This is a genomic window from Bacillus norwichensis (assembly GCF_014836955.1).
In the GTDB taxonomy this organism is placed as follows: Bacteria; Bacillota; Bacilli; order Bacillales; family Bacillaceae_C; genus Siminovitchia; species Siminovitchia norwichensis.
The window spans coordinates 17,170-38,174 of sequence record NZ_JACSPV010000034.1 but is presented as its reverse complement, the minus strand read 5'-3'; the positions used below and the strand labels follow the sequence as shown (position 1 = coordinate 38,174).

At 42.9% G+C, this 21,005-nt stretch carries 16 protein-coding genes; all 16 read left to right on the top strand.

The annotated features are described in order from the left end of the window. Nucleotides 1-427 precede the first annotated feature (427 nt). A complete protein-coding gene (gene purM, locus H9631_RS16250) occupies nucleotides 428-1,471 on the top strand; it encodes a phosphoribosylformylglycinamidine cyclo-ligase (RefSeq protein WP_191814644.1) in 1,044 nt (347 codons plus the stop codon). Next, nucleotides 1,468-2,037, top strand: a complete 570-nt coding sequence (gene purN, locus H9631_RS16245; RefSeq protein WP_191814642.1) for a phosphoribosylglycinamide formyltransferase — start codon at nucleotides 1,468-1,470, stop codon at nucleotides 2,035-2,037. Before purM ends, purN begins: the two co-directional genes overlap by 4 nt. Before the next feature lie 3 nt (nucleotides 2,038-2,040). Continuing rightward, nucleotides 2,041-3,591, top strand: coding sequence for a bifunctional phosphoribosylaminoimidazolecarboxamide formyltransferase/IMP cyclohydrolase (purH, locus tag H9631_RS16240; RefSeq protein WP_225221102.1), 1,551 nt, complete (start codon nucleotides 2,041-2,043; stop codon nucleotides 3,589-3,591). A 21-nt stretch (nucleotides 3,592-3,612) separates the two neighbouring features. Beyond that, entirely contained in the window at nucleotides 3,613-4,872 is a 1,260-nt protein-coding gene (gene purD / locus H9631_RS16235) for a phosphoribosylamine--glycine ligase (RefSeq protein WP_191814638.1), read from the top strand. 229 nt (nucleotides 4,873-5,101) lie between these two features. Continuing rightward, nucleotides 5,102-6,841 carry an adenine deaminase C-terminal domain-containing protein gene (locus H9631_RS16230; protein WP_191814636.1) on the top strand — a complete coding sequence of 580 codons (1,740 nt, stop codon included), beginning with the start codon at nucleotides 5,102-5,104 and terminating at the stop codon, nucleotides 6,839-6,841. A gap of 45 nt (nucleotides 6,842-6,886) precedes the next feature. Next, nucleotides 6,887-7,897 (top strand): DUF3048 domain-containing protein, encoded by a 1,011-nt coding sequence (locus H9631_RS16225; RefSeq protein WP_191814634.1) that lies wholly within the window; start codon nucleotides 6,887-6,889, stop codon nucleotides 7,895-7,897. A 132-nt stretch (nucleotides 7,898-8,029) separates the two neighbouring features. Further along, nucleotides 8,030-8,338 (top strand): YerC/YecD family TrpR-related protein, encoded by a 309-nt coding sequence (locus tag H9631_RS16220; RefSeq protein WP_191814632.1) that lies wholly within the window; start codon nucleotides 8,030-8,032, stop codon nucleotides 8,336-8,338. 201 nt (nucleotides 8,339-8,539) lie between these two features. Further along, complete coding sequence (locus H9631_RS16215) at nucleotides 8,540-9,229, top strand: heptaprenylglyceryl phosphate synthase (RefSeq protein ID WP_191814630.1); 690 nt, start codon at nucleotides 8,540-8,542, stop codon at nucleotides 9,227-9,229. A 47-nt stretch (nucleotides 9,230-9,276) separates the two neighbouring features. Then, entirely contained in the window at nucleotides 9,277-11,481 is a 2,205-nt protein-coding gene (gene pcrA, locus H9631_RS16210; protein WP_191814628.1) for a DNA helicase PcrA, read from the top strand. A gap of 25 nt (nucleotides 11,482-11,506) precedes the next feature. After that, nucleotides 11,507-13,513 (top strand): NAD-dependent DNA ligase LigA, encoded by a 2,007-nt coding sequence (gene ligA / locus H9631_RS16205; protein ID WP_191814626.1) that lies wholly within the window; start codon nucleotides 11,507-11,509, stop codon nucleotides 13,511-13,513. A 15-nt stretch (nucleotides 13,514-13,528) separates the two neighbouring features. After that, nucleotides 13,529-14,683, top strand: a complete 1,155-nt coding sequence (locus H9631_RS16200) for a CamS family sex pheromone protein (protein WP_191814624.1) — start codon at nucleotides 13,529-13,531, stop codon at nucleotides 14,681-14,683. Between the two features lie 494 nt (nucleotides 14,684-15,177). Further along, complete coding sequence (gene gatC, locus H9631_RS16195; RefSeq protein ID WP_160708607.1) at nucleotides 15,178-15,468, top strand: Asp-tRNA(Asn)/Glu-tRNA(Gln) amidotransferase subunit GatC; 291 nt, start codon at nucleotides 15,178-15,180, stop codon at nucleotides 15,466-15,468. A 12-nt stretch (nucleotides 15,469-15,480) separates the two neighbouring features. Continuing rightward, nucleotides 15,481-16,938: an Asp-tRNA(Asn)/Glu-tRNA(Gln) amidotransferase subunit GatA gene (gene gatA / locus H9631_RS16190; protein ID WP_191814623.1), complete on the top strand. Its 1,458-nt coding sequence runs from the start codon at nucleotides 15,481-15,483 to the stop codon at nucleotides 16,936-16,938. A gap of 12 nt (nucleotides 16,939-16,950) precedes the next feature. Further along, complete coding sequence (gene gatB / locus H9631_RS16185; RefSeq protein ID WP_191814621.1) at nucleotides 16,951-18,381, top strand: Asp-tRNA(Asn)/Glu-tRNA(Gln) amidotransferase subunit GatB; 1,431 nt, start codon at nucleotides 16,951-16,953, stop codon at nucleotides 18,379-18,381. 563 nt (nucleotides 18,382-18,944) lie between these two features. Continuing rightward, nucleotides 18,945-19,742 (top strand): arylamine N-acetyltransferase, encoded by a 798-nt coding sequence (locus H9631_RS16180; protein ID WP_191814619.1) that lies wholly within the window; start codon nucleotides 18,945-18,947, stop codon nucleotides 19,740-19,742. Nucleotides 19,743-19,881: 139 nt separating this feature from the next. Beyond that, nucleotides 19,882-21,005 (top strand): SH3 domain-containing protein (locus H9631_RS16175; RefSeq protein ID WP_191814617.1); only part of this gene is annotated, 1,124 nt, incomplete at its 3' end.

Sequence of the window (21,005 nt, the reverse complement as noted above, 5' to 3'; positions counted from 1 at the left end):
AGTCTGCTAGTCGCTGGAGCCCGAAGCTAGACAATAGAAAAACGGAGGTGTCTTGATTAGCCCCGACAAGCATAAGACGATTCACGAGGAGGCAGTACTTCAGCCACCACAGGGAATGGATTATGACCTCGAGGGGCTAGACACCGAAGCTGGCCATAAGAAAAGCGAAGGGCGACGCTAAGCGGCGTATAGACTGGACGCCTCCTGACGAGATACACGATGGAGAAAAAGCGGTTCGCACGATTATGTAAGATATCGCACGATAATCTTGATTTTCGCACAATTATTTGGAATATCGCACAATAAATCCAAATATCGAACGATAATCTAGGATTTCGCACAATTCATGATACATGACATTTTTAAAACAAGGCGGCGAAACATTCGCCGCCACTTGAGTGTAAAAACGTGATAGGGGGCAATAAGGATGGCTGATGCCTACCAAAGAGCCGGAGTTAATATTGAAGCTGGTTACGAAGCGGTTGAGAAAATAAAGAAGCATGTGAAACGGACAAACAGGACCGGTGTCATGGGACAACTGGGCGGATTTGGCGGTACGTTTGACTTATCAGAGATGAATATGAAGGAACCTGTCCTCATTTCTGGTACAGATGGAGTCGGAACAAAGCTGATGCTTGCTTTCATGCTGGACAAACACGATACAATCGGTGTTGATTGTGTAGCGATGTGTGTGAATGATGTCGTTGTCCAAGGAGCAGAGCCTCTTTATTTTCTCGACTATATCGCTTGCGGAAAGGCAGTTCCGGATAAAATCGAACAGATTGTTAAGGGAATCGCGGACGGTTGCGAGCAGGCTGGATGTGCTCTGATTGGCGGAGAGACTGCAGAAATGCCAGGAATGTATAAGGAAGATGAATATGATCTTGCCGGTTTTACAGTGGGTGCTTGCGAAAAGTCCCAATTAATTAATGGAGAGAATATCAATGACGGAGATGTGCTAATCGGTCTTGCTTCAAGTGGGATCCACAGCAACGGCTATTCACTTGTCCGTAAAATCTTCTTCGGAGAAAATCAATTCTCCCTTGATGAAAGATTGCCAGAATTGAACGGTCCGCTTGGAGAAGAACTGCTCACACCTACGCGAATTTATGTGAAGCAGGTCATTTCTGCGCTTCGGGAGTTTGAAATCAAAGGGATGGCTCATATTACTGGCGGTGGTTTTATTGAAAATATTCCAAGGATGCTTCCAGAAGGTTTAGGAGCAGAAGTGAAAGAAGGTTCTTGGCCTATTCTGCCTATCTTTGAAGCTTTGAAAAAATATGGCAAGCTTCAGACGGAGGAAATGTATAATATTTTTAACATGGGAATTGGTTTTGTCTTGGCAGTAGATCCAGACGATGCTGACGAAGCCGTTCGCTTTTTCATCGAGCAGGGCGATAAAGCTTATAAGCTTGGCACTGTTATTAAGGGAGAAGGCGTACAATTTACAGGGGCAGGTACACAACAGTGAAAAAAATAGCAGTATTTGCATCAGGGAACGGCAGTAATTTTCAAGCTATCCATGACGCAGTTGAATCTGGAAAGCTCCGGGCAGAAATAAAATTGCTTGTATGTGACAAGCCAGGCGCTTTTGTCGTAGAAAGAGCGAGAAAAGCTGGGGTACCTGTTTTGGAATTCAGTCCAAAGCAGTATGCATCCAAAGCGGAGTTTGAAACAATGCTTCATGAAGAGCTCCAAAATAATCATGTGGACTATATCGTATTGGCCGGATACATGCGTTTGATTGGGTCAGTGCTTCTTGAAAACTATCCTGGAAAAATTATCAATATTCATCCGTCGCTATTACCTGCTTTTCCGGGTGTTGATGCGATAGGTCAAGCAGTAGCCGCAGGTGTGAAAGTGACAGGAGTCACGATTCACTTTGTTGATGAAGGAATGGATACGGGGCCGATTATTGCTCAGAAGGCCCTCGAAATTCAGAACGATGCGACTGAAGATGAGGTTGCGCAACAGGTCCACAAAATTGAACATGAATTTTATCCGGAAACGCTTGATAAGCTGTTTGAAGGAAAATGATAAATGGAAGGTGCTGCAAGAATGAAACGAGCGCTCATCAGTGTGTCAGATAAAAGCGGAGTCGTTGACTTTGCGAAGGAATTAATCGATTTAGGATTTGAAATTTTATCAACCGGCGGAACGAAAAAAATGCTGGAAGAGAACAATCTACCTGTAACGGCTGTTGACGAGGTAACAGGATTTCCAGAAATCTTGGAAGGTCGTGTCAAAACACTTCATCCTTTCATTCATGGAGGATTACTAGCCAAAAAGAATGATCCATCCCATATGGCTCAGCTAGAAGAGCAGGGAATCAAGGGAATTGATGTGGTTTGTGTCAATCTGTATCCGTTCCAGAAAACGATTGAAAAACCCGGCGTAACCGTCGAAGATGCAATCGAGAATATTGATATCGGTGGTCCTGCGATGCTTCGTGCTTCTGCAAAGAACCACGAAAGTGTCGCTGTTATCGTTGATGCTGCGGATTATGGACAGGTCTTAAATGAACTTCGCTCAAACGGGAATGTTTCGCTTGAAACAAGAAGAAAGCTTGCGGCAAAGGTATATCGCCATACAGCATCTTATGATGCATTAATTGCGGAATATATGACAAACCTGGCAGGCGAAGAGCAGCCTGAAAGAGTCACATTCACTTATGAATTGAAACAATCGTTGAGATACGGAGAAAATCCGCATCAAAAAGCGACTTTTTATGAAAAGCCACTTGGTTCGAAGTTTTCTATTGCGCGTGCCAAGCAACTTCATGGGAAAGAGCTATCTTTTAACAATATTCGCGATGCTGATGCAGCACTTCAGATTGTAAAAGAATTTGGCGAACCTGCTGCAGTAGCCGTCAAACACATGAACCCTTGTGGTGTCGGAACTGGTGAGAATGCTGCGGATGCTTTTTCAAAAGCGTATGAAGCTGATCCGACCTCTATTTTCGGTGGAATCATTGCATTCAACCGCGAAGTGGACGAAAGTGCTGCAATTATCTTGAAAGAAATTTTCTTGGAAATCATCATTGCGCCTTCTTTTACAGAAGAAGCACTGAGCATCTTAACTACCAAGAAAAATATCCGGCTGTTGACGATTTCTTTTAATGAAAAAAATGCTCTAGAAAAAGTTCTTACATCCATTGAAGGCGGATTGCTGGTACAAGATCAGGATGCCCTTGGATTTGATGATGCAGAGCTTACAATTCCGACGAAGCGGAAGCCGTCAGAAGAGGAAATGGAAGCCTTAAAACTGGCATGGAAAGTGGTTAAGCATGTGAAGTCAAATGCCATCGTTGTTGCAGATGAAGCGATGACTCTTGGTGTAGGTGCGGGTCAAATGAACCGTGTTGGAGCGGCTAAAATTGCGATTGAGCAGGCAGGGGAAAGAGCGAGAGGTGCTGTGCTCGCATCAGATGCTTTCTTCCCGATGAGTGATACAGTAGAAGAGGCTGCAAAAGCAGGCATTTCGGCTATCATTCAGCCAGGGGGATCTATCCGCGATGAAGATTCAATCAAAGCAGCTGATGAACATGGAATTGCTATGGTATTTACCGGCGTGCGTCATTTTAAACACTAAAACAATGGATGGTGAATTTCTTTGAAAGTGTTAGTTGTTGGCGGAGGCGGAAGGGAACACGCCATCTGTAAAAAATTGAAAGAAAGCAAGCAGGTGACGGAAGTCTTTTGTGCACCGGGGAATGCGGGAATTTCTGAAGATGCGACTGTAGTACCAATTAAAGAAACAGCTTTTGCAGATTTGATCGCTTTGGCTAAAGAAGAGAAGATGGATTTGACGATTGTCGGACCGGAAGTACCGCTGAATGCTGGAATCGTCGATGAATTCCAAGCGGCAGGTCTTAAAATTTTTGGACCAAGAAAAAATGCTGCGATTATCGAAGGAAGTAAATCCTTTGCAAAGGATTTAATGAAAAAATACAAGATTCCAACGGCTGCCTATGAAACTTTTCATTCTTATAAGGAAGCGAAAGCTTATGTTGATAAACAAGGAGCACCGATTGTCATCAAAGCAGACGGGCTTGCTGCTGGAAAAGGCGTAGTTGTAGCCATGACGCTCGAAGAGGCACACGCGGCATTGAAAGATATGCTGCTGGATGAGAAATTCGGTGAGTCATCTGCCAGTGTTGTGATTGAAGAGTTCTTGGAAGGTGAAGAGTATTCGCTGATGGCTTTTGTCAACGAGGACAAAGTCTATCCGATGGTCATCGCGCAGGATCATAAACGTGCTTTTGATGGAGATCAAGGTCCAAATACAGGCGGCATGGGGGCTTATTCCCCTGTCCCCCATATTCCATCTGCTGAAGTGGAGCAGGCTGTGAAAGATATTTTGGTTCCGACAGCCAATGCGATGATTGAAGAAGGAAGACCGTTCACCGGAATTTTATATGCTGGTTTGATTTTAACAAAAGACGGCTCCAAAACGATTGAATTCAATGCGCGGTTTGGAGATCCTGAAACACAGGTCGTGCTTGAACGTCTCGACAGTGATTTGGCTGTACTGGTAAATGATATTCTTGATGGGAAAGATCCTGTCATTGAGTGGTCGGAAGATGCAGTGATCGGGGTTGTTTATGCATCCAACGGATATCCTGGCGACTATGAAAAAGGATTGGCGCTTCCTGATTTGAAAGCATTGAATCCTTCCATTAAGGTGTTTCATGCAGGGACAGCAGCTGGAAATGAAGAAGAGACGTACGTTTCCAACGGAGGCCGCTTGCTTCTTTTGGCAGCTAAGGGGGCGGACATTGCTGCTGCATCCGACAATGTATATAAGGAAATGACTAAGCTTAACAGCGACCATTTCTTTTACCGGAAAGATATTGGATATAAAGCATTATAGAATCAACTCCTGCCTGTGGGCGGGAGTTTTTTTGATCAAAGTTGTCAAAGTTGGGGTCTGACCCCCAACAGATTAACGCGTTAAAGCGCTGGGGGTCAGACCCCAATTTCGACCCCAATTTCCAATTTCACAAATTTTTTGGAATCGCTTTTCAATCTTCACTGCGTTAAATTGAAAAGTATGTTAAAATTAGTAAAATCAGAATGAACTCCCTAGGGAGGGTTGAGACTTGGAACAGAGATATAGATGGAGGAATAAAGAGATACGTGAACAGGCTGCGATTATTGATGGAAAAAAGCCGCCTGAAATTTTATTAACAAACGCCCGCTTTTTACATTCAATGCTTCACAGATGGGTGGAAGGAAATATATGGATTCAAAATGATCGAATTGTGTATGCAGGTGAGGCGCTCCCAATAAATACAGCGGGAACTGAAGTTGTGGACTGCACTGGGCTGACATTGGTGCCAGGTTATATTGAACCGCATGTTCATCCATTTCTATTGTACAATCCGCAAACATTCTCACGGCACGCTGCCCAAACCGGGACGACAACAACGATAAATGATAACCTTCTGCTCTTTTTACATTTACAGAAAAAGAAAGCGTTTTCCCTGTTGGCGAAATTTGACGAGTCACCTGTTACGATGTATTGGTGGACGCGCTATGATGCTCAAACAGAGCTGAACGGGGAAGAAATTATTTTTTCGAACAGCGATGTGAAGGCTTGGCTGGAACATGACAAAGTTGTGCAAGGCGGCGAATTGAGCGGCTGGCCTCAACTTGTGGACGGCGACGATCTCGTACTGCATTGGATTCAGGAAACAAAGCGTCTTGGTAAAAAAGTCGAAGGGCATTTTCCTGGCGCTTCCGATAAAACCCTTGCTAAGCTAATGCTTTTTGGTGCGGATTGTGACCATGAGGCAATGACTGGCGAGGATATTTACAAACGCCTTATGCAGGGATATATCGTGTCATTAAGGCACTCGTCCATTCGACCGGATTTACCAGTCCTTTTGAAGGATATGAAAAAGATGGGATTGGATCAGTATGACTCGATGTTGTTTACAACAGACGGTTCGACCCCTGCTTTTTACAAACAAGGAATGATAGATGTCATGATCCGCATGGCGATTGATAGCGGCGTCCCCGCGATTGATGCTTATCAAATGGCATCTTATAATATTGCTAGACATTATAATTTGCAGCATCTCCATGGCATGATTGGAACAGGAAGAATTGCCAATATCAACTTCCTGGAAGACGAAACTAATCCGACGCCTATTTCTGTCCTTGCAAAAGGGCGGTGGCTAAAAAAAGATGGAGAACCGATTGTCATAGACAAAGATATTCATTGGGAAGAGTATGGAATCGAGCCCTTAGCTTTGGATTGGGAAATAACGATGGATGACCTTGAATTTTCCATGCCTTTCGGTATAAAAATGATGAATAGTGTCATTACGAAGCCTTATTCCATAGCGATGGATGTTTCATTGGATGAGCTGCCGAAGGACAGTAACGAATCCTTTTTTGCACTGGTGGACAGAAAGGGAAAGTGGAGAATCAATACAATGCTAAAAGGATTTGCCACAAATGTATCCGGATTTGTTTCTTCATTTTCCACTACCGGAGATATTATTTTAATTGGAAAAAACAAGAATGATATGAGGCTTGCTTTTAAAAGAATGAAAGAAATCGGCGGCGGTATTGTGCTAGCTGAAAATGGGTCGGTTATCCACGAGATCCGTCTCCCGCTTGCAGGTATGATGTCAAATAAAGATCTTCCGATGCTCATAGAAGAGGAGGAAGAGTTAAGGCATCTGCTTGCAGACAGAGGATATCCGTTTTCGGATCCTGTCTATTCCTTATTTTTCCTATCTTCTACTCATTTGCCGTATATTCGGGTGACTCAACGAGGAATGTACGATGTAATGAATAAAACAGTACTCTTTCCAACGTTAATGCGTTAAAATAGTTGAGAGTAAGAGAATTTGAGTGAATTAGGGGATGGGATTGTGAAACTTACACGATTGGTATTCGTGATAATAGCAACATTCATACTGTTTGTAGCAGCATGTAGTAAAAACGACTCTCAGCAGCCTGAAAAGCAGTCAGAAAAACAAGAAGGAGTAAAAACTTCGGCCCCATTGACTGGAGTGGAAGCCAGGATAGAATCTCCCGAACGTGCAGTGGCTGTGACAATCAATAATCATCCGAATGCGAGACCTCAAAGTGGTTTATCTCAAGCAGATATCGTATATGAGGTATTGGCTGAAGGAGATGTCACGAGATTTTTAGCCATATTCCAAAGTGAAAAACCGGAGAATATCGGCCCAGTTCGTAGTGCAAGGCAGTATTTTATTGACTTGGCTCAGGGTTATGATGCCTTATTTATAGCTCATGGATATAGTCCGGAAGCAAAGAAGACACTGGCATCAGGAACAATTGACAATATTAACGGAATTCAGCATGACGGGACTTTGTTTAAGCGGGCAAGTTTTCGTAAAGCACCGCATAATTCCTATATTACTTTTAAAAATATCGAAAAAGGTGCGGAAGATGCCGGCTATGATTTGAGTAAAGCGCCGAAGCCTCTGAACTTTTTCACAGATGAAGTGGCTGGAAACCTTGAAGGTGATGCGGCTTCAAACGTGAAGATAGCATACAGCCAAAATTCAACTTTTACGGCAGAGTACAAATATGACGCTCAAAAGGAAAAATATACTCGTTCTTCTGAAGAGGCGGAGACAGTTGAATACGACAACGATAAACCTGTTCTTCTTGATAATGTGATTGTTATTGAAGCAGCTCATACAACCAAGGATGGAAAAGGCAGACGAGAGATTGATCTTCATTCAGGCGGAAAAGCATATGTTTTTCAAAAAGGAATCATGCAGGAAGCTGAATGGAAAAATGAAGATGGAAGAATTTTGCCATATAAAGACGGCGAGCCAATGAAATGGGTGCCGGGAAAAACATGGATTAATATTGTTCCGGAAATGACAATAGTATCATTCGGTGAATGACAAGAACTTAGACAAGTCATTAAACATTAAGCGGCTGTATGGTTCATGTCTAACTTTCACTGCTCGGTATCTCTACCTTTTTGCTTTTAATTTGGCAACTTTTTGAACATGCACTATAAAGGGGATTTTTAAATGCAGATTGAAAAGTTAAGAGGAAAAGCGCTTGACCAATTGTTTGAAGCGATCTTATCGTTAAAAGACATGGATGAGTGCTACGAATTCTTTGATGACCTTTGCACAATCAACGAAATCCAATCTTTGTCCCAGCGTCTGGAAGTAGCCAAGATGCTACGGGAAGGGAATACGTATCAAAAAATAGAAGCCGCAACCGGAGCAAGTACAGCGACCATTTCCCGAGTCAAACGTTGCCTAAATTACGGCAATGATTCGTATGAAATGGTATTAAACCGGATAGTGGAAAAAGAAAAGCCGCAGACGTGATACTGCGGCTTTTGGGTTTGCGCAAATTTTTATTTTTCCTTAATCATCTAGCAATTCTTCTGATAGATACTACAGATTTCAAATAGAGGGCCAAAAATTTCAATCAATTCCCCCAATCATTTCTACATATTTCATCTCGGAGTTTGGTCATTGTAATGTTATAATAGTGTACGGAATTGGAGAATGGAGGACGCGGGGCTTATGTATGATGTCACGAAATGGCGCCATGCTTTTAAATTGGATCCGAATAAAGAAATTTCATCCGAGGCGCTGGAAAAAATTTGTGAATCCGGAACGGATGCTATTATTATTGGTGGGACGGATGAAGTCACGCTGGATAATGTGTTGGATCTCATGGCAAGAGTCCGGCGTTACACGGTGCCATGCGCTTTGGAAGTGAGCAATATCGAATCCATCACACCGGGATTTGATTTATATTTTATCCCATCGGTTCTGAACAGCCGCGATGTTCGCTGGGTTAGTGGGATACATCATGAGGCGGTTAAGGAATACGGAATATTAATCGACTGGGAAGAAATGATTGTTGAAGGATATTGTATTCTAAATGGGGACTGCAAGGCAGCGAAGCTGACGGATGCCAACACAGATTTGGCTGAATCCGATGTCATCGCTTATGCAATGATGGCTGAAAAGATGTTTCGCATGCCGGTTTTTTATTTGGAATATAGCGGTACATACGGAGATCCGAATATCGTCCGAGCTGTAAAAGAAGAGCTTGAAGAGACCACCTTGTTTTATGGGGGCGGAATTTCGACGGCCAGCCAAGCAAAAGAAATGGGGGAACATGCGGATGTTGTGATTGTTGGCAATGCCGTATATGAAAACCTTGAAGAGGCTTTAAAAACAGTTCGAGTTGTTAAAAATAGATAATATTATTGTTATAATAAGAACGAATGTTCTTTTAGGTGGGTGATGATGTGAAATTTTTAGCAGGAAATCTGCTTGAAGGATTGAATAAGGAGCAGAAAGAAGCAGTTAAAGCAACGGATGGACCATTGTTGATTATGGCTGGTGCGGGAAGTGGGAAGACGAGAGTACTGACTCACCGTGTTGCCTATCTGATGTTGGAAAAAGGAGTCAACCCTTACAATATCCTTGCCATTACCTTTACAAATAAGGCTGCTAGAGAGATGAAGGAAAGAATTGGAAAAATTATCGGGACCGGTGCACAGGATGTATGGATATCGACTTTCCACTCCATGTGTGTGAGGATGCTGCGGCGTGATATCGATCGTCTGGGGTATAATCGTAATTTTTCCATTCTGGATACGACAGATCAGCTCTCTGTCATCAAAGGTGTTTTAAAGGATAAGAATATTGATCCTAAGAAATTTGATCCACGAGCGATACTGGGATCTATCAGCAATGCGAAAAACGAGTTGATCACGCCTGAGGATTACGAAAAGGAAGCTGCAGGTTACTATGACAAAATCGTAAGTGATGTTTATATCGAGTATCAACGGCGGCTTCGGAGAAACCACTCTTTAGATTTTGATGATTTGATAATGGTAACAATCCAGCTGTTCGAAAGAATACCTGAAGTGTTGGAGTATTATCAAAGAAAATTCCATTATATTCATGTGGATGAGTACCAGGATACAAACCGTGCACAATATATGCTGGTGAAGCTGCTGGCGAAACGCTTTGAAAATCTTTGTGTTGTCGGGGATTCCGACCAGTCCATTTACAGGTGGCGGGGGGCGGATATTGCAAATATCTTGTCTTTTGAAAAAGACTATCCGAGTGCGAAAGTTATTTTACTCGAACAAAACTACCGATCAACGAAAAAGATTCTTGAAGCAGCCAATGTAGTCATTAAAAATAACTCGAACCGCAAGCCAAAGAATCTTTGGACAGACAATGATGATGGCGATAGTATCATGTATTATCGTGCGGATGGGGAAAAAACTGAAGCGCAGTTTGTTGCTGGAAAAATAAAAGAACTGACAGAAGGCGGAAAAAGAGACAGGTCCGACATTGCGATTCTGTATAGAACGAACGCCCAATCCCGTGTAATGGAAGAAGTGTTAATGAAATCTAATATCCAATACAACATAGTGGGCGGTACAAAGTTCTATGATAGAAAAGAAATTAAGGACTTGCTTGCTTATTTGCGGCTGATTGCCAATCCTGATGATGATATCAGCCTTCAGCGGATCATCAATGTACCAAAGCGAGGAATTGGAGCTACTTCTATCGATAAAATTGCGGCGTATGCAGATAGTCAGGATATTTCGATGTTTGACGCATTGACTGTGATTGATTTTATTGGTGTCAGCCCAAGGATCGCCAATGCATCAGCTACTTTCCACGAATTGATGAATAACTTTGCACAAATGAAAGAATATCTTTCTGTGACAGAGATTGTGGAAGAGGTTATTGAAAAATCCGGTTATAAAGAGATGCTCAGGGCTGAGAAGACACTTGAAGCAGAAAGCCGGCTTGAAAATATCGAGGAATTTTTATCTGTAACCAAAAGCTTTGAAGACGGTAGTGATGATAAAAGCTTGGTCGCATTTTTAACCGACTTGGCGCTCGTTGCTGATATTGATCAACTGGATGATACAGAAGAAGCCAATGATGCTGTGACGCTTATGACTTTGCACTCCGCGAAAGGACTGGAATTCCCTGTCGTCTTTCTGATCGGCATGGAGGAAGGAATTTTCCCTCATACCCGTTCTCTAATGGATGAAGAGGAGATGGAAGAAGAACGCCGTCTCGCCTATGTCGGAATTACAAGGGCGGAAGAGGAGCTGTATCTGACAAACGCATATATGCGAACTCTTTATGGGCGTACCAATATTAATCCAGTCTCCCGTTTCATTAACGAGATTCCTGATGAACTAGTAGAAGAAGCGGGAGCAAAGCCGCGGACGGCAACTTCCTTTGGTTTCAGGGAAAGCCAGCCCAAATCGGCAAAACCTGTTATCCGTCCTGCTGCTTCCGAGACAGACCAAGCAGAATGGAAAGTGGGAGACCGTGCAGAGCATAAAAAATGGGGCATTGGAACAGTTGTCAGTATAAAGAAAGATGGCGGAAGCGTCGAGCTCGATATCGCTTTTCCAAGCCCTGTAGGGATCAAGCGCCTGCTTGCCGAATTCGCCCCCATTAAGAAAGTGTAATGCAGTTGTGAAAGGGGTGTTTGACATGGACCGTGGAACTGCCCAAAATCGGGTTAAAGAACTATACAATTTAATCAATCAATATAACTATGAATACCATGTTTTGGATAATCCATCTGTTCCAGATGCCGAATACGACCGGCTGATACGAGAATTGACAGTGATTGAAAGCGAGTTTCCAGATTTGGTAACGACTGAGTCACCAACTCAGCGAGTTGGAGGTGCAGCTCTTTCCTCTTTCGAAAAGGTGGAACACAGAACCCCGATGCTCAGCCTTGCTAATGCTTTTGGTGAAGCTGACCTTAGGGATTTCGACCGCCGTATCCGGCAAGCGATTGGAGACGATTTTTCCTATGTATGTGAGTTGAAAATCGATGGTCTGGCCGTCTCGCTTCAATATGAAGATGGACTCTTTATATTAGGGTCAACAAGGGGAGATGGAACAGTTGGTGAAAACATTACAGCCAATTTAAAAACAATCCGTTCTATCCCGCTCCGCCTAAAAGAGGACTTGACCTTTGAAGTGCGCGGTGAAGCATACATGCCAAGAAAATCGTTTGAGCGTCTGAACAAAGAGAGGGAAAAGAAAGATGAAATGTTGTTTGCCAATCCAAGGAATGCAGCAGCCGGTTCTTTACGCCAGCTTGATCCAAGGATTGCTGCCTCCCGCCATCTCGATATTTTCCTTTATGGGATTGGAAATTATGGATCCCTTGGTGTCGATACACACAGCAGTGCACTAGAATACTTGTCCAAGCTTGGCTTGAAGGTTAACAAAGAATGGAGAAAGTGCCAAACAATTGACGATGTGATTGAGTATGTAAAATCTTGGACAGAAATACGTCCAGACTTGAACTATGACATTGACGGCATCGTTATAAAGGTCGATTCTTTAGAGCAGCAGGATCGTCTTGGTTCAACTGCTAAATCACCTCGCTGGGCAATTGCATACAAATTCCCTGCCGAAGAAGTGGTAACAAGATTGATAAGAATTGACCTGAGTGTCGGAAGGACAGGTGTCATCACGCCAACGGCCATATTGGAGCCTGTCCAAGTGGCGGGAACGACTGTTCAGCGTGCTTCTTTGCATAATGAAGATTTAATCCGTGAAAAGGATATTATGCTTGGAGACTGGGTTATTATTAAAAAAGCTGGTGACATTATTCCGGAGGTTGTCAATGTTCTGACAGAAAGAAGAACAGGCGAAGAGACAGTTTTTCACATGCCGACACAATGTCCAGCTTGTGACAGCGACCTCGTCCGATTGGAAGGGGAGGTGGCACTTCGCTGTATCAATCCAAAATGTCCTGCACAGCGAAGAGAAGGATTAATTCACTTCGTTTCCCGAAATGCGATGAATATCGATGGACTTGGTGAAAAAGTGATTGGCCAATTGTTTGAACATGAATTAATTAGAGATCCGGCTGATATATACTTCCTGCAAAAAGAGCAGCTGCTTGAATTGGAGAGAATGGGAGAAAAATCTGTCAATAATTTGCTGGCGGCGATTGAAAATTCCAAAGCAAATTCTCTTGAAAAACTGTTGTTTGGATTGGGAATCCGTCATGTCGGGGAACGTGCAGCAAAAGTTCTGGCTGAACACTATGAAACGATGGACAACCTAATTGCTACGACTCGTGAAGACCTAGTGACTATCCCTGAGGTTGGAGAGAAAATGTCTGATGCCATCGCTACTTACTTTGAAAGTGAAGAAGTAGAAGAACTAGTGTCTGAATTGAAATCTGCTGGTGTCAATATGACATATAAGGGACCAAGAACTTCGACAACAGCGGAATCCGATGCAGTTTTTAGTGACAAAATAGTTGTTTTAACAGGCAAGCTTGAGAAGCTGACGAGAAATGAAGCCAAGGAAAGAATAGAGGCACTTGGCGGACATGTGACAGGAAGCGTCAGTAAAAAGACGGACTTGGTCATCGCGGGAGAGGATGCCGGTTCGAAGCTGACGAAAGCGCAAGAACTAAATATAGACATTTGGGATGAGGAAAAGCTTCTGGAAGAACTCAATGATTAAAGGTGGAAGATTGGAATGAAAAAATGGTTTTCTCTGCTGCTGGGAGCAGTTTTAATAACAGGATGCGCACCTGGGTTTAAAGATGAAAAGGAAGTTGTCCAAAAGAAGGATGATCAAAAAGGAACATCCATCATTCCGAATTACCAGCTTCCCGATTCCTATCGTTCACTCATTCGGTTTGTGCCGAGCAAAGCAAGGGGAATGGTCGTTTCAAATCTCAATTCTCGATACGACATCAATGAGTTTGAGACCGGATTGATGCGAGTGGCGATGGGGCAATTTTCTCCGGATAAATACGTGTTCCAAGAAGGTCAGCATTTGGATAAAGAAACAGTTGGCCTATGGCTGAACCGAAAATTTACGAAGGAACAGTTGAAGGAAAGAGGCCTCAAGAACGAACAAAATGTTGGGTTGAATCCATTAAATGATGGTAAAGGATCTGTCGAGGAACAGAATGAAGAAAATCCGATTTACCTAGCCCATGTTTTGGAACATAATTATTTAATCAAAAATGAAAAATCAGTAAAATTGAGTGGCGTCGTTGTAGGACTTGCCCTTAACTCAGTTCACTATTATCAAAAAGAGAAATACGGGGCAACCTTCGAACAAAAGATTTCCCACGACAAGCTTGAAGCCGAAGGGAAAAAGATGGCTGAGGAAGTGCTGAAACGGATGAGGGGCATGAAAGGATTGGGAGATGTCCCAATCGTCGTTGCCTTGTTTGAACAAAAAGGAAAAAATGACGTAGTTCCTGGGAACTTCTTCTCATATGCCGTATCCGATAAAGGCAATTCGCTGGGGGATTGGAAAAAAATCGATGAGGAGTATGTCCTTTTCCCGTCTGAAGAAGCGGAAAAAGATCATCGCGATGATCAGACTTTTTATATGAGATTTAAAGATGATATTGAGGAATATTTTCCAAATTACAATGGTGTCATCGGACGTGGCTTTTACAAAGACGGTCAGCTCGTTGACATGAAAATTGAAATCCCAGTCCAAATGTTCGGTGAGGCTGAGATTATTGGATTCACGCAGTGGGCTACATCATTAATTATCGACCACTTCCCGGACTATCTAAATGTTGAAGTCGCGATCAACTCAGTAAACGGGGCCGAGGCGCTCATCGTCAGAAACGCTGGTGAGGAGAAGCCATTTGTGCATATTTATTAGAAAAGCGTAGACGCCTTGCTTAGCCCCGACAAGCATAAGACGAGCGCTGAAGAAGGCGTAGTTGGCCTTCAGCAGCGATTGGCTTATGACCTCGAGGGGCTAGGCGTCGAAGCTGGACAAAGGAAAAGCGGAAGCGCTCGTTAAGCGACGTACAGACTGGACGCCGCCTGAAGCTGGACAAAAGAAAAGCGTAAGGCGGCTGCTTAGCAGAGTTCGCACAATAATCGCCGATTTCGCACGATAATCATGAAATTCGCACGATAAAATCATTTTTCGCACGATTACTTTCAATATCGCACAAACCACCCAGATTTTCGCACAATTGGTGATGAAACAGTCGAAATGTTAAGCAATGAGCTACGATTTTTATAAGAGCAGAAGAAGCATGATCAAATGCAGCGCCAACACGTTGTATCTCTTGCCTGGCGCTGGCTTTTTCTGATATTATCAATAGTATTGCGATTGGTTCGAAATATAAATGGAGGTGTAAATAGATGTCAAGAATTACCAAAGAGCAAGTGTATCATATCGCGGATTTAGCACGCTTGGAAATTAATGAAGAAGAGGCCGAATTGTTTACTAGTCAGCTTGATGACATGATCAATATGGTTGAGAAGCTGGATCAGTTGGATGCAACGAATGTCAAACCGATGTCACATGTTTTCATCCAAGAGAACGTCATGCGGGATGATAAAACGGTCGAAGGACTTCCAATTGAAGAAACGATGAAAAATGTACCGGAAAGCGAAGAAAGATTAATCAAAGTTCCGCAGATTTTGGAATAAGGAGGAAAACCTATGTCATTGTTAGACCGTAAGATATCCGAAGTAAATGAACTTTTACATAAAAAAGAAGTTACGGTTTCTGACCTTGTTGATCAGTCTCTTACACGGATCAACGCGGTGGAAGACAAAGTAAAAGCATTTATCACAGTTGATGAAGAAAATGCACGCGCGCAAGCGAAGAAACTGGACGAACAGATTGGAACAGATGCTTCCAACCAAACTCTTTTCGGGATACCTTCAGGTATCAAAGATAATATTGTAACGAAAAAACTGGTTACCACTTGTGCGAGCAAAATGCTCGAAAACTTCGATCCTATCTATAATGCAACCGTTATGGAGAAGTTGAATTCAAAAGGTACGGTTACAATCGGGAAAACAAATATGGACGAGTTTGCAATGGGGTCGACAACAGAAACATCCTTCTTTCATCCTACATATAATCCTTGGAACCTAGATTTTGTTCCAGGAGGTTCTTCCGGAGGATCTGCAGCGGCAGTGGCGGCTGGAGAAGTCATGTTTTCCCTTGGAACTGACACAGGTGGTTCCATTAGACAGCCGGCAGCTTTCTGCGGCGTAGTTGGATTGAAGCCTACATATGGAAGAGTGTCCCGCTCCGGAGTTGTAGCATTTGCATCTTCGTTTGATCAAGTTGGTCCAATTACACGTACAGTTGAAGACAACGCGGCTGTGTTAGAGGCAATTTCCGGTCATGATGACCGTGATTCCACATCTATCAAACGTGAAGTTCCAAACTATGTGAACAGCCTCACAGGCGATGTTCGCGGGTTAAAAATTGCCGTTCCAAAAGAATACATTGGAGAAGGTGTGAGCAAGGAATCCAAAGAAGCTGTCCTTGCTGCATTGAAGGTCTTGGAAGGACTTGGAGCCACTTGGGAAGAGGTATCCCTTCCATATTCTGATTATGGATTGGCATCTTATTATATTGTAACTTCTTCTGAGGCATCGTCCAACCTTGCACGTTTTGATGGTGTCCGCTACGGATACAGAACCGAGAATCCGAAAAATCTTATGGACCTGTATAAAAAGACTCGTTCCGAAGGTTTTGGTGACGAAGTAAAACGCCGCATCATGCTAGGAACGTTTGCTTTGAGTGCTGGTTATTATGATGCTTATTATAAAAAAGCCCAACAAGCTCGAGCTTTAATCAAGCAGGACTTTGACAATGTCCTTTCCAAATATGATGTTGTCATTGGACCGACAACTCCAACTCCTGCTTATAAGATGGGCGAAATGATCGATGACATTATGACAATGTATGCGGGCGATTTATTGACAATCCCTGTTAACCTTGCCGGACTTCCTGCAATTTCCGTACCGTGCGGTTATAGTAGCGGATTACCGCTTGGTCTCCAAATCATCGGAAATTACTTTGATGAAGAGACCATTTATCGCGTGGCTCATGCATTTGAACAGGCAACAAACTATCATGAACAAAAACCACAATTGTAAGGGGTGAAAAGAATGAACTTTGAAACGGTTATCGGACTTGAAGTACACGTAGAGTTAAAAACAGATTCAAAAATATTTTCACCGGCACCGAACCATTTCGGGGCTGAACCGAATGCGAACGTAACAGTGATTGACCTTGCTTATCCTGGGGTATTGCCGGTATTGAATAAACGTGCGGTCGAATTTGCAATGAAAGCAGCAATGGCTTTGAACTGTGAAATTGCGACTGAAACCGATTTTGACAGAAAGAACTATTTTTACCCAGATAATCCAAAAGCATATCAAATTTCTCAGCAGGACAATCCAATCGGAAAGAACGGCTGGATTGAAGTTGAAGTGAACGGTGAGAAGAAAAAAATCCGTATCAACCGAGTCCATATGGAAGAAGACGCAGGGAAACTGACGCATACAGGAAAAGGATATTCTTTGGTGGACTTAAACCGTGCGGGAACTCCACTCATCGAAATCGTATCTGAAGCAGATATGCGTTCACCAGAAGAAGCTTATGCTTACTTGGAAAAATTGAAAGCTATCGTCCAATTCACTGGCGTATCTGATTGTAAAATGGAAGAGGGTTCCCTTCGTTGTGACGCGAACATCTCTTTGCGTCCAGTTGGGCAGGAAGAATTCGGTACGAAAACCGAATTAAAAAACCTGAACTCATTTAACTTCGTAAGAAAAGGACTAGAGTACGAAGAAAAACGCCAAGAAGAAGTACTTCTTTCTGGCGGAGAAATTTTACAAGAAACACGCCGATATGACGAATCAACAGGTAAAACAATTCTGATGCGTGTCAAGGAAACTGCGGATGATTACCGCTACTTCCCTGAACCGGACCTTGTCAACCTCATCATTGACGATGAGTGGAAGGCAAGAGTTCGCGCAGAAATTCCTGAACTTCCGGATGCGCGAAAACAGCGCTATGTCGGAGAGCTCGGACTTCCAGACTATGATGCAATGGTACTTACGCTCACAAAAGAAATGTCCGATTTCTTTGAAGCGGCAATCGCTGAAGGCGCTGATCCGAAGCAAGCGTCTAACTGGCTCATGGGAGAAGTATCCGCTTATTTGAACGCGGAGCAAAAAGAACTCCAAGATGTTGCGCTGACTCCTGAAGGATTGGCTGGTTTAATCAAGCTAATCGAAGATGGTACAATCTCTTCGAAAATCGCTAAAAAAGTATTCAGCGAATTGATTGAAAAAGGCGGAGATCCTGAAACAATCGTCAAGGAAAAAGGACTCGTTCAAATTTCCGACGAAGGGGCTCTTTTGAAAATCATTGCAGAAGTCCTCGATGCTAATGAGCAATCCGTTGAAGACTTCAAGAGTGGAAAGGGTCGTGCTTTGGGCTTCTTGGTTGGTCAGGTGATGAAAGCTACAAAAGGACAGGCCAACCCGCCGCTTGTTAACAAATTACTTGCTCAAGAAATTGAAAAAAGATAAGCTTAAAATGAAAGACAGTTTAATGCAGCTTGTGCTGGTTAAGCTGTCTTTTTGTGTAGAGTTAGAAAGTGTAAAATCAGATGGAATATTTAGAAATCTATGCCAGCGCCCAGGGTGGTTAGTGCGAGCGAAGTGAAAAGACGTCGCTCGCGACGTACAAGTGCCATCGAAGCCACAGGATGTGGCGGCTTGAGGCGGCCAAGGATCAAGTCACGCGGAAGTTTATTCAGGGAGAATGTGCTCCTGCGGCACAGCTTCAAGGAAGTAAATATTTCTCTCGTCGCAAAGCTGCATGAAGCGTACAGAGAAGTTTTTCACGATGTAATTGAACTGAGGAGCAGCCTTGCTGTGGTGGCTGGGGAACTACCTCATCAAAATTCGCTTAAGGCTGTGCGCTCTTTCACTTTTCTGACCTAAATTTCCTAAAATTGGATATTCATACGGCTTTGAATTTGATTCTATTTTTAATTCCCAGAAATACTGATATTGATTCATCAAGGCTTTTTTTTATAGAATGAGGGTAGAACTTAGCTTTTTTGAAACCAACGGGGAGGTGCTAAGCTATGAAAACGGCTGTACATCAATATTTGCAGCATTTACGATTGGAAGAGGAATTACCAAGCATCAATTATTTACAAAGACTAATTCAGCACCATCTCTCGCTAGTTCCTTATGAAACTTTCAGCAAGTTTCATTATTTTTTAAATGGACCTGAGCTGGTTCCTTCGCTGCCCGATTTTGTAAAAAATTTAACTGAAAGAGGGTGGGGAGGAACCTGTTTTACCTTAAATATGAATTTTGCGCGCTTGCTTTCCGAACTCGGCTTTGATTGTTCTTTGGTTAGGGTGGATCCAGCACACTTGGCTATTATGGTGAGAATCAACAGTAAGCGCTTATATGTGGATGTCGGCTACGGATCTCCGATTACGAAGCCCGTCGAGCTCGAAGCGAAACCTCACCATGTTCTACATGGCTTTGGTGAAGAAATTATTTTTACAAAAATCAGATCTGGTGAATATGAAATAGACCGGCGTTCAAATGGAAAATCTTTCGTCAAAAAGCTGATTAAATGGGAGCCCCTTATGGAGGAGCAAGTATCGCATGATATAGATGAATCTTATGTTGATGTCGATGAAAACATTACGATGAGGAGAATAACAGCTGTCCGTTTTAACGGACATCAGTGCTTTTTTCTTAGAAACTGCACGATGAAGGTTATGACCTACCGCAACATAAGTGAGTTGCAGATCAATGAACAGGAAAAATGGATCAACCTTATTCAGGAAGTCTATCAAATTGATAAAAATTCACTGGAGCCAGCATTGAATTTTTTAAAAAACAGAGGCATTAATTTATTTTAAGGCTTAAAATTTTGTCAGAGTTACCGATATATAGATATAGTTACACAAAAATAGATTAATAAATGCATATTTATTCCAGTGAAACCGGATTATGGTAGAATAACAGTATAACTTTTTTCGATCTAAAGGAAGTGATAGTTTGAAAAGAAAGCTCGTCATTCCCGGTTTGTGTTTTGCAGCATTATCGACAGTAGCCTTTGAAGAGGCTGTACAGGCTGCTGAACCTCCGGCTATAAAAGCTCAATTAGAAACGAAATATGTTTCTATAGACAATGGTTCAATACTTAATGTTCGGAGCAGTTCATCACCGAGCAGTAGCGTTATTGCCAAATTACCAAATGGAACGAAAGTATCAGTTCAATCAGAATCTGACGGCTGGGCAAAAGTAACAATCAATGGGAAAACCGGATATGTTAGTTCACAATTTTTGAAGTCTGGTGCCTCAACAACAAGCCAAACGACTACAAAGCAGGTAGCAACGCCTGCACCAGCACCGGCTAAAGTAGTGACAAAATACATAAGTGTAAATTCAGGTTCTTCATTGAACATGCGAAGCAGTGCTTCAACAAGCGGGAATGTAATTGCTCAATTGGAGCGAGGAACGAAAGTATCGGTTCAATCAGAATCTAATGGCTGGGCTAAGATTGTTGTTAATGGAAAGACAGGCTATGTAAGTACCCAATACTTGTCAGTGAGTGTTCCTGTTAATCAACCAAAAGCCAATACTAAACAAGCAGCGACTCCAACGACAGCTGCTCCATCCAAGGCAACTGCCCCATCAACGGTAGCTGTTTCAACAAAGGTAGCCGCTCCATCAACGAATAAAGCTGTCACAAAATATGTGAACGTACAATCCGGCTCATCACTAAATGTACGAAGCAAGGCGTCAACGAGCGGAAGCATTATCGCGCAATTGTCTTCTGGAGCCAAAGTATCGGTACAATCGGAATCCGGCGGTTGGGCGAAGGTAACAGTAAGTGGAAAAACGGGCTATGTAAGCAGCACGTATTTATCGGCGAGTGCCCCTACCGCTAGCAAGCCAGCAGCTAATAAAGTGTCGTCAACTCCATCCAAGAGCGTCACAAAGTATGTGAACGTACAATCCGGTTCGTCACTAAATGTACGAAGCAAAGCGTCAACGAGTGGAAGCATTATCGCGCAATTGTCTTCTGGAGCCAAAGTATCAGTACAATCGGAATCCGGCGGTTGGGCGAAGATTACAGTGAGTGGAAAGACAGGCTATGTAAGCAGCCAATATTTATC